Here is a 14,076-nt window from a genome sequence, read left to right as displayed (position 1 = left end):
ATGTTTCTTCAGGCTTCCGGGCCTACAAAGAATTAAGTTTATATAATTTTTAACTCTCGTCATAAAGGGTGTCCAATCGGATTTTGCTTTAATCATTATCTACAGCCATACTATTAAAGTGGAAAAGAATTATTCGCTTTAATAATAAGCTTTGTTTATAGATTTTCGGGTCATTTTGAAACTATGGGTTCACACGAATGATCCAAAAATAATATTGATCAAGAACGCTATATTAGCCTAATAATAAAAAAGCAAGCTCATTTGAGCCTGCTTCAGATTGTTGACAAAAGGGGTTCGGAATGGTCTCATTTCGAACCCCTTTTTAGTGATTATTTCTATTTTTGCTTATTTTGAGTGTGAATGGACCTCACTTAGCCTTATTTATTAGGCCACTTCTGGACCTTGCCATGTCCAGTTTGCCATCTTCTTCAAATTCATGGCAGCGAAAGTAAGCATCCCCTGCATCGACAATTTTTTAAGTCCCCTTAACTTTGTCCAACGCATGCCATGCTTTTCTTTTGCATCTGCGAATACGCGTTCTATCGTTTCTTTGCGTTTCGCATAGATTGGTTTTACATCCTTGTGGTGTCGCAAATGATCTGTTTCCTCTACATAATCCTGCCAAATATGCCTCGTCACCCCAATCATTTTATGTATCCATTTTAAAATAGATTTTAGGAACGTTCCATAGTAAACGTTTAAAAGCCTGTTGATCTTCGTTCCAGGCGCGAAGACTCCTGCGGGAGCAGCGGGACAGGTGAGACCCCGCAGGAGCATGCGACGAGGAGGCTCACCGCCCGCCCCTAAGGTGCGCGAAGCGCCTGGAACGGAAATCAACAGACCCCATTAACAGGCCAAATAAAAAAATAACTGCAGGCAAACTCGATTTCATCCAGTTTGTCTACAGTCTGAAGCAAGCTCATTTGAGCCTGCTTTTTTATTTAGTATCTTCGGTTTCAATTCCGGCGTTTTCATAAAAAGCCTTCTTCTCTTGATTGTACTGCTCGGTTTCAGTATTGAACTTTTCGCTTGCTTCCAGGACCTTTTGATAGGCTACATTGATTTTATCAATTTGCGCCTGGAGCTCGTCCATCTTCAAGTCTTCTTTTTTGAATAGCTCATAAAGCTCTCTATCAAGAGCAATACTTTCTTTATAGGACTTGTACACGTCCTCGTGAGCTTCGTAGCGGCTTTCCATGGTCGTTTTAAGCTCTTCAGCCTGCTCCTTGAGTTTTTGATCATCGATATCATTAATTTCGTCAGCTATTTTACTGAACTCTTCCTCAGAATCTTTAATGCTAGTATGCTCTTTTTCTATCAGCTTCTCGCGTTCTTGAATATTTTTCAACGCTTCATCGGACAATTTGACAATTTGGTCGAATTCCTTCATGCCCAGCTTGATAATTTGATCATATAATTGCTTTTCCTTTTTTTCTGATTCTGTAATTGGCGTTTGCTGCTCTTCAAATCCCATCTCTTTGTCCACCGCTTCCTCAAGGATGGAATGGATTTGTTCTTCCGGTGCGCTACATCCGGAAATTAAAACAGTTGAAAACAATATCACAGCGATACTACTAAAGCCCTTTAACACTACTAATCCCCCCAATTGATCACATTTTCTACTATACTGGATATCCGAAGGCTTTGACAATAGCAGACTATCACCTGCCATCTGGATAAATTTTCAAGTAGTCCGCAACATTCCCTTTTTAAAGGATACCAGACCATTATATGCCATTGGAATTTATTTATGTACTAGGCTTTGGCCTATACAAAATCCTACCGGGAGCATAGGCTGTAGTACATCGTTCCAAAAGGGATGATTAACTAAAATTCAGGAGGAATCCCACATGTATCATGGAGGTCACGGTAACGACATGTATAATGTTTCACCTTATTCCGGGCAGGACTGTTGCTACCCTGTTGCAGGATATGGCTATTGCGACAATGATGGTGGCAATCATTTTGCCTTAATCGTCGTACTGTTCATTTTGCTTATTATAGTAGGTGCATTCTGTAAATTTTAATCCTAGACCATTCCCTAATATATACCCATGATTAAGAATGGTAAGCAAGTTCTTGTTTTTTGTCCTGAGGTGATTGAATAGACATATAAGTTCAATCACCTCTTTTAATCGGCATTAATTAACTTTTGCAAACTGTTTTGGTAGACTACATATTATATATAGATACTTAAATTAAATTGAGGTGCAATCATGATTACAATGAAAGATATTATTAAAGAGGGGCATCCTACTCTCCGCAAAACAGCTGAAGAGGTTTCTCTCCCCGCTTCAAAGGAAGATAAAGCGACCCTTGCCAGCTTGATTGAGTATGTCAAAAACAGTCAGGATCCCGATATGGTTGAAGAATACGGGTTAAGACCCGGGATTGGCCTCGCTGCTCCGCAAATCAATATTTCTAAACGGATGCTCGCCGTCCATCTTGCCGATGACGATGAGAAACCATTCAGTTATGCCTTATTTAACCCTAAAATCATCAGCCATTCCATCGAGAAAGCCTATTTAACCTCAGGTGAGGGATGTCTTTCTGTCGATCGGCAGGTCCCAGGATTTGTTCCGCGTTACGCAAGAATTACCGTAACCGGAACAACGTTGGAAGGAGAGAAAATCACCTTGCGTCTAAAAGGTCTTCCTGCCATCGTTTTTCAGCATGAAATTGATCATTTAAACGGGATAATGTTTTACGATCATATCAATGAAGATGACCCCTTTGAAACCTTAAGGGAAGCAAAAGCGATTGAAAGATGAAAAACAGGAGCCTGGCGTGTGCCGGGCTCCTGTTTTTAGATTAAATTAAAATGCTTTAACCCCTTATAAATTCCATCGTCATTTACATCATCGGTTACATAATCGGCAAATTTCTTCACCTCATCCATGGCGTTCCCCATCGCAATGCCATGACCGACTGTCTCAAGCATTTCGACATCATTTAAACCGTCGCCAAAAGCATAGATATCCTCAAGCTTGAATCCTGCCCTTTCGATGAGTTTCTTAATTCCTTGTGCCTTAGAACCGCCTTTTGGCAAAACATCCAAAGAATATTCATGCCAGCGGATGAACCGGAACTGTCCATATTTTCCTTCGTACAGTTTTTGCTCTTCATCTGTACAGAATAATAAGGACTGATAAATCTCCCTGTTGCGATAAAACGTATCATCCTTTTCCGGGTGCGGAAAATGGAGGCTCCCCATTGCTTCTTCTATTCTTTCATGATGATCTACACTTGCTTTCATGGTCTTTTCTGTCATGAAAATCATCGGCGTGTTAGTATGATTGGTCGCATCTTTATGGAGCTGCGCCAGCTGAGTTTCAGATAGCGGATTTTTATAAATGACTTCGTTTTCAAATACAACATACTGTCCGTTATAACTAACATATGTATCAATGTCTAGTTCTTCCCGTAAATATTCAAACATAAAGGGAGCCCTGCCAGTTGAAATCGCAACGAAAGTCCCGTTTTCCTGCAATGCCTTGATGCCCTCTTTCGTTGACGATGGAAGCTTTTTATCATCATCAAGCAATGTTCCATCTATATCAAAAAATACAATTTTCACTTTTTCCACATCCTTACTTTCAATGCTGCTTTTATTTTACCGCCAAACACACACAGAATACGTATCCATTTAACCCTTCACCACGACTTCTGTCAAGGCTCTTCTCCTTGAAAACATTTTTCCAATATAAGTAACGGAATAATTTCTAATAATTACATATGCTTATACTAAAATCACTAAATTTCCCGAAAATCGGCTTGTGTCCGCAAAACACGTATTTACTTTATTTTATATTCCTTTACAATAAAGATAAGGGGAGTGTGATCCACCATGTTGAAAAGACTGCGTAAGAGATTGCAAAAACAGTGGAACGGACTATTACGAAAAAAAACAATCGCATGATTTTGTTTATGTGGCCCTTCAAAACTTGCGAAGGGCTTCTTCCTTATTGTAAAGTCATTTTCATGCTACACTTTACTAACATAAGAAATACATACTTTATTTAGCATGATAATCTAACACATGAAAAAATTGTTGTTTTTATATATAATGAAAAAAGCAATAAAAAAGATGATAGGAGGAATAATAGTGATTTTTAAGGTATACTACCAGGGAGATGCATCAGAAGTAGCTATTCGAGAGCATACTAAAATTATGTATGTAGAGGGAGAAGCGGAGCGGGATATCCGTTTGAAGATTAAACATATGCCTTTTAACATTGAATACATCGAACCTGTGAGCGGGGCATATTTGGATTACGAAAAAGAACAAAATGAAGACTTTAAAGTATTGGAGCTATAGAATATGAAATTTGTAAAAAATGATCAAACAGCTGTTTTCGCTTTGGGCGGTTTAGGCGAAATCGGAAAAAACACCTATGCAGTACAATTCCAGGATGAAATCATTGTCATCGATGCTGGAATTAAATTTCCAGAGGATGAGCTTCTCGGAATCGATTATGTCATTCCTGATTACAGCTATTTAGCAAAAAATGTAGAAAAAATTAAAGGCCTGTTCATCACGCATGGCCATGAAGACCACATTGGCGGAATTCCTTACCTTTTAAGAGAAGTGAATATTCCTGTTTACGGCGGAAAGCTTGCCCTTGGATTATTAAGAAACAAACTCGAAGAGCATGGCTTACTTCGCCAGACAAAAATGATCGAATTTCAGGAAGATGATGTCATTAAATTCAGAAAAACTTCTGTATCCTTTTTCAGGACAACCCATAGTATCCCGGATTCCTATGGTATCGTAGTAAAGACACCACCTGGCCAGATTGTCCACACCGGAGATTTCAAATTCGACTTCACTCCTGTCGGCGAACCGGCAAACCTTACAAAAATGGCTGAAATCGGCAAAGAAGGAGTGCTTTGTCTTCTATCCGACAGTACGAATAGTGAGGTTCCGCACTTTACAATGTCGGAAAGGCGAGTGGGCGACACCATCGACGATATTTTCCGTAAGGTTGACGGACGAATAATATTTGCCACTTTCGCATCAAATATCCATAGGCTGCAGCAGGTAGTTGAAGCAGCAGTTGTCAACGGGCGCAAAGTTGCTGTTTTCGGCAGAAGCATGGAAGCAGCCATTAATATCGGTATTGATCTCGGGTACATTAATGCACCGAAGGATACTTTCATAGAGTCACAACAAATCAATAAACTTCCTGCTAACCGGGTGACAATCCTTTGTACGGGTAGCCAGGGAGAACCTATGGCAGCTTTATCAAGGATCGCCAACGGCACACATCGACAAATTCAAATCATTCCTGGAGACACGGTTGTTTTTTCTTCATCTCCAATCCCTGGGAACACGATCAGTGTATCAAGAACAATCAATATGCTGTATCGTGCAGGGGCGGAAGTTATTGCAGGCAAATTGAGTGATATCCATACATCCGGTCACGGTGGGCAGGAAGAACAAAAACTAATGCTTCGCCTGATAAAACCTAAATTCTTTATGCCTATACACGGGGAATACCGCATGCAGAAAATGCATACTAAGCATGCTATCGCTTGCGGAGTCCCTGAAGAAAACTGCTTCATAATGGACAACGGAGAAGTTCTTGCCCTCAGCGAAGATGCCGCCCAGGTTGCAGGAAAAGTACCTTCAGGATCCGTTTATATCGATGGAAGCGGAATCGGCGATATCGGGAATATCGTTTTACGCGACCGCCGTATCCTTTCAGAAGAAGGACTTGTCGTTGTCGTGGTCAGCATCAATATGAAGGATTTCAAAATTTCAGCAGGTCCTGACCTTATCTCCCGAGGTTTTGTATATATGAGGGAGTCAGGCGATCTTATCAATGATGCCCAAACTTTAATTACAAAGCATTTGAACAAAGTGATGGAAAGAAAAACGACACAATGGGCCGAAATCAAAAATGAAATTACAGACACGTTGGCGCCGTTCCTATATGAAAAAACGAAACGCCGCCCAATGATTTTACCAATCATTATGGAAGTGTAAATATAAAACCCGCTCCGGCTTTGGAGCGGGTTTTGTGCTATTCAATAACTTTTCTCTCAAAACGGGTAATATCGGTATCTGCCCCGATCACGATCAGGATGTCGCCTTTTATAATCTGGTCATTCGCCTGAGGAGATACAATGATTTCATTTCCTCTTTTAATCGCTACTATATTAATGCCGTAACGGGCACGAACATCCATATCGATGATAGAGTTTCCATCAATTTTATCATTTGCTACGATCTCAACGATAGAATGCTCATCCGACAGTTCCAAATAATCAAGCACATTATTGGAGACAATACTATGGGCTATGCGCCGTCCCATATCTCGTTCTGGGTGGACAACATGGTCCGCGCCAATTTTACGAAGCACTTTTTCATGATAGTCATTTTGGGCTTTAGCGGTAATATTATTAACACCAAGCTCTTTTAACATAAGAGTGGTTAAAATGCTTGCCTGGATATTGTCACCAATTGCGACGATGACATGATCAAAATTCCGGATTCCAAGGCTTCTTAATACGGACTCATCCGTTGTATCGCCCACTATAGCATGTGAAGCAATCATCGCGAATTCGCTTACCCGGTCTTCATCCATATCGATTGCCAAAACTTCCATACCCTCTTCAGCCAGAGCCTTGCAAATGCTTCCGCCAAAACGGCCCAGTCCAATAACAGCAAACTCTTTTTTCACTGCAATACCTCCAGATTAGTTGAACTAACGCATTGATAAAATTGTATATTTTAGGATCATTCATGTGACACTTTATTTAATAAGTCCTGTTCCTATTTTATCATAAAGACATTATTTTTTTCAGTATTTGAAAAAGAGCCGATGAAAATCTTCATCAGCTCTTTCGATTATTCTGCCTTTTCATTTTCGTCGAGTACGCGATTTACGCGCTTTTCAAGCATTTTCATACCGCTGCCGCCCGCCTGGAAGTGACGGAGCTTTCCTTCTTTATCAAATACGTAATAAGCAGGCACGTATTGATTTTCGAATGTATCGTTTAATTTTAATTCACTGTCAACAAAAATCGGCTGGGTGATTCCGTGTTCTTCCGCGACCTTTTTGATGTCATCAAGATTCAAATCGTCTTCAGAACGCGGCATATGAACGGCTACTACATTTAACTTATCCTTGTAATTGTCTCTGAATTCATTGACCTGCGGCATTGCTTCCTTGCATAAATGGCAGCTAACAGACCAGAAGTGAATCAAGGTAGGTTTTTCACCGACCAATTGATCTTTCGTAACTTGCTCGTTTATCCATGCAGTTTCACCGATTAATTCAGGCATTAATTCACGTAATTTCACAGCTTATTCCTCCAAAGTCATTTAGGTTTCAATAATTATCAAAAAAGACCTAACATGGAGTTAGGCCTTTTATTTAATTGCTTTTAAGATTAAATTAAAGAGTCGCTTGACCCGGTCTCCAGTTTGCAGGGCAAAGTCCGCCTGTTTGAAGAGCTTGAAGTACACGAAGCGTTTCATCTACATCACGGCCAATGTTGTTGTGATTAACAACGGAGTATTGCATTTCGCCTTCCGGATTGATGATGAATAATCCGCGAAGCGCAACTCCTTCTTCTTCAATTAATACGCCGTATTCACGCGAAACAACGTGATTGGTATCAGCAGCTAATGGATAGTTAAGATCGCCAAGCCCGTTTTCCTTGCGGTCTGTATGTATCCAAGCTAAGTGCGTATGAATCGTATCGGTTGATACGCCGATTACTTCCGCATCAAGATCATCGAACTCCTCATAGCGGTCACTCATTGCAGTGATTTCTGTTGGACAAACGAATGTGAAGTCCATTGGATAGAAAAATAGAACTGTCCATTTGTCGTTCTTCATGTTTTCCTCTAAGCTAACTTTACCAAACTCTTTGTTAGCCATAACAGCATCCATTTCAAAACGAGGTGCTTGTTTCCCTACCATACGCTCTGGCATGATGTGATCCCTCCGATTGCATAATTTAATTGAGAAGTATTTGTCGAATCCTCAATCATTTTGAACACAATTCTCATTATAGACAAGCCTGAAAATGAAGTCAAACTATAAGTAAACCTTATATAATTAAGGAATCATTACTGTTTAGCGGCGCTCTTAAATGTGAAATAATCCGTCATGAGGGAAATAGCAGTCTCAATCGCCTTCTCATCAGGCGCAAGCTTTGCATGATGCAAGCCGAATTCGGAATCGACACCCAGCCAGAACATAAAGCCCGGAATTTCTTTTAGCATATAACCGAAATCTTCGCCTGTCATCGCTTCGGTGCATTCATGCACAGTTATTCCTTGTGTAGTTTTGGCAAAATCCATGAATTCCCGGGTCAGCGTTTCTTCGTTTAGTACTTGATGATACATGCTGCCGTAATCGATGGCTGCCTCACACTGATAACCGATTCTCATTCCTTCGACAAGCTGTTCGATTCGTTGCTTCACTTTTTCCATGGAAGTGGCCGATAATGTGCGAATGGTTCCTTCGAGTCGGGCATTTTCAGCAATAATATTTTGAACCGTCCCTCCAGTAATTTTCCCGATTGTGATCACAGCCGAGTCCAATGGATTCACATTTCGCGAAACGATTGTCTGAAGCTGGCTAACTAGTGAACATGCTACAAGGACCATATCGTTGGTTTCATGCGGATATGCGGCATGGCCGCCTTTCCCCTTCAAGTCAATGAAAAGCTCTGACGTATTGGCGAACAGCAGCCCTTCTTTAACAGCAATAGTTCCGACAGGGTATTCCGGCGCGATATGTAGCGCAGTAATGATATCAGGCTTCCAATCCTTCATGATATCAGTTTGCAGCATAAGCTCTGCTCCACCTGGTCCTTCCTCCGCCGGCTGGAAAATAAATAACAAATGATCATCTATCGGGTTGTAGGTGAAATGAGTCAGTATTCCGAGGGCGATGCTCATATGGAAGTCATGGCCGCATGCGTGCATGAACTGCTCATGCTCAGAAACAAATGGCAAACCGGTTTCCTCTTGGATAGGAAGGCCATCGATATCCGCCCGGTAACCGATTGTTTTTGTTGGATTTTCCCCATGGATTTTCGCAAAAATACCGGTCCTCCATGTTTTAATTTCCAGACGGTCACCCGGTAGTGCATGCAGATAATCCAATAAGTACTTCTGTGTCTTAAATTCCTGAAAACCGGGTTCGGGAATCTTATGCAAATCCCTTCGTATAGCTGCAAATTTCGCCATGCTTTGTTTCCCCCTATAGACAAGGCGTGGATCATGAATCCACGCCTTGTCCAAAGTCTATAAAAATGTAGCCCGCTCATTATTCAAAACATTAAAATACCAGTCTTTATAATTGACGAAGCTCTTGCTTGATCTCTGTTTTGGACTTCGTTTTCTCATCAATTTCCTTGATAACTCTTGCAGGTGTTCCCGCAACGACCGTATATGGGGGTACATCTTCAATTACGATTGCGCCTGCGGCAACGACTGCCCCTTTACCGATTGTGACACCTTCAAGGACAACCGCATTGGCACCGACCATAACGTCGTCTTCAACAACTACCGGTTTTGCGGATGGCGGCTCGATTACTCCTGCCAAAACCGCGCCTGCACCGATGTGGCAGTTCTTGCCTACCGTCGCTCTTCCGCCAAGGATTGCGTTCATATCAATCATCGTGCCTTCACCTATGACCGAACCAATATTAATAGACGCTCCCATCATAATAACGGCATTGTCGCCGATTTCCACTTGGTCACGGATAATCGCGCCAGGCTCGATTCTGGCCTTAATTCCTTTTAAGTCAAGCAACGGAATCGCGGAATTTCTGCGGTCGTTTTCTACGACATGGTCTTCGATTTTTGATTCATTGGCAGCGATGGCTTCGCTGATTTCAGCCCATTCACCAAAGAGAACCCCTGTATTTCCTGTAATAAAGGTCTTCGTATTTTCGCCAAAATTAATTCCTTCCAGCTGACCTTTCACATAAACTTTGACAGGCGTTGATTTTTTACTGTTTTGTATAAATGAGATAATTTCATTTGCATCCATCATTTTCATGAGTAGTTCCCCCTGCTATGTATAATTTGCTAGTCTTAAATTTACCAAACTAAAGGATGTAAAATCAAGTGAGAATCATCATTTTTTCTCTTCACTTGAACTTATGCCTTTTTATGAATATGTTCTTGGATCACTTCGGTAAAAGCCTGTACCTGCTTTAATTGGAACGATGATTCATATCCGCACAACCATGTATCTCTTTCAAGGGAATGATTATGTTCGTCATGTAACGGAATCTTAAAGATATTTTGATCTTTGTCATGCAGGGTGATCCCCGGTAAAATCGCGTAGCCAATTCCGTTAAAGACCATCTGTTTGCAGGTTTCAATCTGGTCCACGACAATCGTGTTCTTCGGCGAGGTCTTAAACTGGCGGAACCACCAATCCTGAATTGCCTGATAATAATTGGAATCGCTTTTAAATTGGATAAACGGTCGGTCTGTTTCGAGAATCTGTTCTAATTGGTTCATTTCTGTGTCAACCAAATAGAGCATATCTCTAAACAAATGCTTTTTAATTCCTTTCCAATCAGGAGCCCCTCTGATAATACCGATATGGACCTGGCCATCATAGAGAGACTTCAATATCTCACTGCTCCACCCGGTTATCAAAGAGATTTTCGCATATGGGTATTTCTGCACGAACTTTTTCAACACCTGTGGCAGCCAGTTCTGGCCAACGATCGAGGCGCAGGCAATTTTGAGTGTTCCATAGACTCCATGCTCCATTGCCTGGATGCTTTCCCTCACTTTTTCTTCTTTTTGCAGCATTTCATTGGCAAACCTGATCACCGCTTCCCCCGCAGGGGTTAAAGAAAGTCCTTTTTGCGAACGGAGGAACAGCTTCGTCCCCCATTCCTTTTCGATAGATTGCAGCCTTTGGGATAGAGCAGGCTGTGAAACAAACAATCTTTCCGCTGCCTTTCTCATATTCATTTCCTGAGCAAGCACTGATAAAAGCTGATATTCCGAGAATGACATTTGCATCACGCCTTGATAATTTATTCTTATCGTAAAAAGTTAGTTATTTGCTCATTTAATTATCACCAAATTCGCCGTATAATACAAGGGCAAAGAACAGGAGTGATGATAATGACAGCGCTATTGTTAATTTTGATTGGATTTACGGCCACATTTATCGGTACGCTTGCGGGTAGCGGCGGATTAATCGGAATGCCTTCGATGCTATTGATCGGGATCCCCATTCATAGTGTCATCGCAACCGCAAAGTTTTCAAATATGTTCTCTTCCTTTTCGAGCTTTTATACTCTCTTGAAGCAAAAAGAATTAACGTGGAGACATGTCTCGACATTGATTCCATTTGCATTATTCGGGGGACTTTCCGGTGGCTTTTTGGCAAATGCCTTTACGGAAAATACAATGAAGATTATGGCCATCGTACTACTCGGCACCGCTTTTATGATCAGCTTTCTCAAAAAACCGAAGCCGTCCGCAGACGGGGTCTGGAAGCTGCCGAAAAAAACGTATCCGTCACTTTTTGGGATTAGCGTATACGATGGCATATTTGGTCCCGGACAGGCGACTTTACTAATGTATACATACCTGCGCCACGGGGCTTCCTATTTACAAGCTTTAGCTTTTACTAGATTCCAAACCTTTATCAGCTGTGCCGCTGCATTTGTCACGTATCTGTACGCAGGTCATTTCAAATGGGACACCGCTATTTATTATGCGATCGGTTCATTGGCCGGGGCCCAAACCGCCGTAAGAACAGCCCGGCACATTTCCTCGAAGCATTTGAAGTATATCTTGCATGCAGTTACCGTAGCATTAATTCTTCAGCTGCTTTACAGAATCTTGAAAGAAAACATTTTTTAGTTCAAGAAATAGGGACATTTTTCCTGCGACTCTTATGAACCTCAAGTTAAATTTTTTTGAATTTTTCAGCTGCGAAATCTGGAACTGGCAACATAATGAGCCCCCGCTACAAAAACTTGTAAACTAATTCATGCTTTCTTTTTTCGGAAGCAGCAAAAGGAGCAGCAAGCTTACTACCGCAAATAGCAAAACGATCAGATAAACGTTTTGGAGTGAGTAGCTGAGTCCATCCTGCAAGACTTCCACCGCTTTGGCAGGCAGCTTGGCGCGCTCTTCACTGTTTAACAGTTGATTCGCCGAATCGATCGTTAGTTTTGTTCCTGAGTGATTATTCTTATCTAGATATGACTGAAGCCCCGAATTCATGATTCCGCCTAAAAGGGCAGCCCCGACGGTCGTGCCGAGGTTCCTCATGAACATATTGGAAGCTGTGGCAATACCTCTTCGTTCCCAGCTCACCGTGCTTTGGATCAGTACGATGAACGACGTCGAGGTGAGCCCCATTCCGACACCGACAAAGAATGACCCACAGGCCGCAACCAGAGGTCCTGCTTCCGGTGGCAGAAACACTAAAATAAGGCTGCCGGCAATCAGAGAGAGCCCTCCTAAAATAGAAGTAGCTTTAAAGCCGATTTTTGCTAACAGCCGTCCTGAAACGGCAGAGGCGATTGGCCATCCGATGGACATGGCTGTCAACGTAAATCCGGCAACCGTTGGAGAACGTTCCATCACTCCTTGGACAAAGGTCGGAAGAAAGGTGGATAGCCCGATCAGCATCACTCCAGTAGTCAATGAAACGATATTGGCTATAAGAATTGACCGTTCCTGCCAAATTTCAAACGGCATCATCGGTTCAGCCGTTTTCTTTTCCTGTCTTATGAATAGGAACAAGGCTATTAAAGTAAACAGAACAAGTCCAATCACCTGCACCGAAAACCACGGCCAATAAACTCCTCCTTCGACGAGGATCAGCATGATGGATGAGATTGCAAGCGTTAACAATATAGCACCCGGATAATCAATCTCACGTTTTTTCTTTTCGATATTTTCATATAGAAAAAACCAGATTCCTGCTATGGACAACAGGCCAAGAGGAATGTTGATCCAGAACACAAGCTTCCATGTTACGGACTGGACGAGGATTCCGCCGAGAGCCGGTCCCAATACCGCAGAAATCCCCCATACGCTTGATAGATAACCCTGAATGCGGGCCCGTTCATGTTTTTCATAAATATCGCCGACAATTGTTGTAGCGATCGGGGCAATGGCGCCGGCACCGAATCCCTGAATAAAGCGATAGATAATCAGCTCATTCATAGTTTCAGCAAAGCCGCACAAAAGCGACCCTATTAAAAAAATAATGATCCCAATAATCAGGATCGGCTTGCGGCCAAATAAGTCCGACAGCTTACCATAAATCAAAACGGTGACCGCGTTCATTAATAAATATCCTGAAAATACCCAGCTGTATAGGGAGAAGCCACCGAGCTCGCTTACGATTGCCGGCATCGCTGTCGCGACAATCGTTCCCTCTATCGCCCCCATAAACATGGCGAGTATAATCGCAGCCAGGACAAAAGGCCGCTTTATTTTTTTGTTATTTGGAATGTATTCACCCATTGTCTGCCCCATTGCCACTCACCACTCTTACTTTAAAACAAGACCGGAGGCTTATTTTGCAGATTTCTTTTCTCTTCCCACTCCAGCGTTGTATACCTCTTTCAATATCGCCCTTCTTGTCAGGATCCCTTCAAAAACCCCCTCTTCGTTTTCCACACAAACAAACGGGTGATCAATCAATAGCTCAAGAGCCTTATTAAGCTCATCTTCGGTATAGAGTCTCGGGATATTTATATTCATAATTTCTGATACTTTTTTATGTTCAAGCATTTCGAATTCTATTCTTTGCAATCCTAAAATGGAGTCAAGTATGACGGGCGTACTGATCAATCCATGAAGCTTATACATCGGATCCAATACAGGTATCGCCGTATAACCGCTTTTTGTCAATACAAGAAGCGCGTGCTCTAAATTATTGGTGACTTGAACATGCGCTACTCGCTCGGATGGTATTAAAAGATCTTTCACGCTTGTTTCCATTAAATCTCCGTCTCGTGTACCAATCATTTTAAAACTCCTTACCCTATGTTACATGTTTTTTTGTACCTTTTTAGTTTATCACAGGAAGGGCAAACTTGCTTCTTCGAGAT

The 14,076-nt window shown here is 41.9% G+C and carries 15 protein-coding genes and 1 pseudogene; 5 read left to right on the top strand and 11 right to left on the bottom strand.

Annotated elements, in window-relative coordinates; all coding sequences use genetic code 11:
• Positions 1-384: 384 nt before the first annotated feature.
• Together LQ216_RS10725 and LQ216_RS10720 are read right to left on the bottom strand one after the other, a co-directional pair.
• Positions 385-639: pseudogene (locus tag LQ216_RS10725) on the bottom strand (transposase); the annotation flags it as partial.
• Positions 640-937: 298 nt separating this feature from the next.
• Positions 938-1,591 (bottom strand): YkyA family protein, encoded by a 654-nt coding sequence (locus LQ216_RS10720; RefSeq protein ID WP_230129299.1) that lies wholly within the window; start codon positions 1,589-1,591, stop codon positions 938-940.
• A 259-nt stretch (positions 1,592-1,850) separates the two neighbouring features.
• On the opposite strand from LQ216_RS10720, the gene LQ216_RS10715 reads away from it, so the two are divergent.
• Positions 1,851-2,027 carry a YjcZ family sporulation protein gene (locus tag LQ216_RS10715; protein WP_354958858.1) on the top strand — a complete coding sequence of 59 codons (177 nt, stop codon included), beginning with the start codon at positions 1,851-1,853 and terminating at the stop codon, positions 2,025-2,027.
• 189 nt (positions 2,028-2,216) lie between these two features.
• Positions 2,217-2,771 (top strand): peptide deformylase, encoded by a 555-nt coding sequence (gene def / locus LQ216_RS10710; protein WP_230129298.1) that lies wholly within the window; start codon positions 2,217-2,219, stop codon positions 2,769-2,771.
• A 35-nt stretch (positions 2,772-2,806) separates the two neighbouring features.
• Here the strand turns inward: def and LQ216_RS10705 are convergent, their stop codons facing one another.
• Positions 2,807-3,586, bottom strand: a complete 780-nt coding sequence (locus LQ216_RS10705; protein WP_230129297.1) for a Cof-type HAD-IIB family hydrolase — start codon at positions 3,584-3,586, stop codon at positions 2,807-2,809.
• Positions 3,587-4,105: 519 nt separating this feature from the next.
• Here LQ216_RS10705 and LQ216_RS10700 point away from each other — a divergent pair.
• Together LQ216_RS10700 and rnjA are read left to right on the top strand one after the other, a co-directional pair.
• Entirely contained in the window at positions 4,106-4,318 is a 213-nt protein-coding gene (locus LQ216_RS10700; RefSeq protein WP_230129296.1) for a DNA-dependent RNA polymerase auxiliary subunit epsilon family protein, read from the top strand.
• Between the two features lie 3 nt (positions 4,319-4,321).
• Positions 4,322-5,989 (top strand): ribonuclease J1, encoded by a 1,668-nt coding sequence (gene rnjA, locus LQ216_RS10695; protein WP_230129295.1) that lies wholly within the window; start codon positions 4,322-4,324, stop codon positions 5,987-5,989.
• Positions 5,990-6,026: 37 nt separating this feature from the next.
• Here rnjA and LQ216_RS10690 read toward each other — a convergent pair whose 3' ends face one another.
• The 6 genes from LQ216_RS10690 to LQ216_RS10665 all read right to left on the bottom strand — a co-directional run bounded on the left by LQ216_RS10690 (position 6,027) and on the right by LQ216_RS10665 (position 11,008).
• On the bottom strand, positions 6,027-6,686 hold the full coding sequence (locus LQ216_RS10690) for a TrkA family potassium uptake protein (protein WP_230129294.1): 660 nt from the start codon (positions 6,684-6,686) through the stop codon (positions 6,027-6,029).
• A gap of 167 nt (positions 6,687-6,853) precedes the next feature.
• The gene (locus LQ216_RS10685) at positions 6,854-7,309 is read right to left on the bottom strand and encodes a TlpA disulfide reductase family protein (protein WP_230129293.1); all 456 of its coding nucleotides are present in this window, start codon (positions 7,307-7,309) and stop codon (positions 6,854-6,856) included.
• 94 nt (positions 7,310-7,403) lie between these two features.
• Positions 7,404-7,946: a peroxiredoxin gene (locus LQ216_RS10680; protein WP_230129292.1), complete on the bottom strand. Its 543-nt coding sequence runs from the start codon at positions 7,944-7,946 to the stop codon at positions 7,404-7,406.
• A 137-nt stretch (positions 7,947-8,083) separates the two neighbouring features.
• Positions 8,084-9,211, bottom strand: a complete 1,128-nt coding sequence (locus LQ216_RS10675; RefSeq protein ID WP_230129291.1) for an N-acetyldiaminopimelate deacetylase — start codon at positions 9,209-9,211, stop codon at positions 8,084-8,086.
• A 106-nt stretch (positions 9,212-9,317) separates the two neighbouring features.
• Positions 9,318-10,028: a 2,3,4,5-tetrahydropyridine-2,6-dicarboxylate N-acetyltransferase gene (dapD, locus tag LQ216_RS10670; protein WP_230129290.1), complete on the bottom strand. Its 711-nt coding sequence runs from the start codon at positions 10,026-10,028 to the stop codon at positions 9,318-9,320.
• A gap of 101 nt (positions 10,029-10,129) precedes the next feature.
• Complete coding sequence (locus LQ216_RS10665; protein ID WP_230129289.1) at positions 10,130-11,008, bottom strand: LysR family transcriptional regulator; 879 nt, start codon at positions 11,006-11,008, stop codon at positions 10,130-10,132.
• A gap of 111 nt (positions 11,009-11,119) precedes the next feature.
• Between LQ216_RS10665 and LQ216_RS10660 the strand changes: the two genes are divergently transcribed.
• A complete protein-coding gene (locus LQ216_RS10660; protein WP_230129288.1) occupies positions 11,120-11,866 on the top strand; it encodes a sulfite exporter TauE/SafE family protein in 747 nt (248 codons plus the stop codon).
• A 123-nt stretch (positions 11,867-11,989) separates the two neighbouring features.
• On the opposite strand, the gene LQ216_RS10655 is transcribed toward LQ216_RS10660, so the two are convergent.
• Positions 11,990-13,498 carry an MDR family MFS transporter gene (locus LQ216_RS10655; protein ID WP_230129287.1) on the bottom strand — a complete coding sequence of 503 codons (1,509 nt, stop codon included), beginning with the start codon at positions 13,496-13,498 and terminating at the stop codon, positions 11,990-11,992.
• A gap of 39 nt (positions 13,499-13,537) precedes the next feature.
• Positions 13,538-13,993, bottom strand: a complete 456-nt coding sequence (cbpB, locus tag LQ216_RS10650; RefSeq protein WP_230129286.1) for a cyclic-di-AMP-binding protein CbpB — start codon at positions 13,991-13,993, stop codon at positions 13,538-13,540.
• Between the last annotated feature and the right edge of the window lie 83 nt (positions 13,994-14,076).

Source organism: Bacillus sp. CECT 9360 (assembly GCF_918741275.1).
In the GTDB taxonomy this organism is placed as follows: Bacteria; Bacillota; Bacilli; order Bacillales; family DSM-1321; genus Peribacillus.
This window is presented reverse-complemented; position numbering and strand designations above follow the sequence as displayed.

What these genes read in the sequence shown, in the direction of transcription:
- LQ216_RS10715 (WP_354958858.1), top strand. Translation starts at nt 1,851, where the DNA reads ATGTATCATGGAGGTCACGGTAACGACATGTATAATGTTTCACCTTAT.
- def (WP_230129298.1), top strand. Translation starts at nt 2,217, where the DNA reads ATGATTACAATGAAAGATATTATTAAAGAGGGGCATCCTACTCTCCGC.
- rnjA (WP_230129295.1), top strand. Translation starts at nt 4,322, where the DNA reads ATGAAATTTGTAAAAAATGATCAAACAGCTGTTTTCGCTTTGGGCGGT.
- LQ216_RS10680 (WP_230129292.1), bottom strand. Translation starts at nt 7,946, where the DNA reads ATGCCAGAGCGTATGGTAGGGAAACAAGCACCTCGTTTTGAAATGGAT.
- LQ216_RS10675 (WP_230129291.1), bottom strand. Translation starts at nt 9,211, where the DNA reads ATGGCGAAATTTGCAGCTATACGAAGGGATTTGCATAAGATTCCCGAA.
- dapD (WP_230129290.1), bottom strand. Translation starts at nt 10,028, where the DNA reads ATGAAAATGATGGATGCAAATGAAATTATCTCATTTATACAAAACAGT.
- LQ216_RS10665 (WP_230129289.1), bottom strand. Translation starts at nt 11,008, where the DNA reads ATGTCATTCTCGGAATATCAGCTTTTATCAGTGCTTGCTCAGGAAATG.
- LQ216_RS10660 (WP_230129288.1), top strand. Translation starts at nt 11,120, where the DNA reads ATGACAGCGCTATTGTTAATTTTGATTGGATTTACGGCCACATTTATC.
- LQ216_RS10655 (WP_230129287.1), bottom strand. Translation starts at nt 13,498, where the DNA reads ATGGGGCAGACAATGGGTGAATACATTCCAAATAACAAAAAAATAAAG.
- cbpB (WP_230129286.1), bottom strand. Translation starts at nt 13,993, where the DNA reads ATGATTGGTACACGAGACGGAGATTTAATGGAAACAAGCGTGAAAGAT.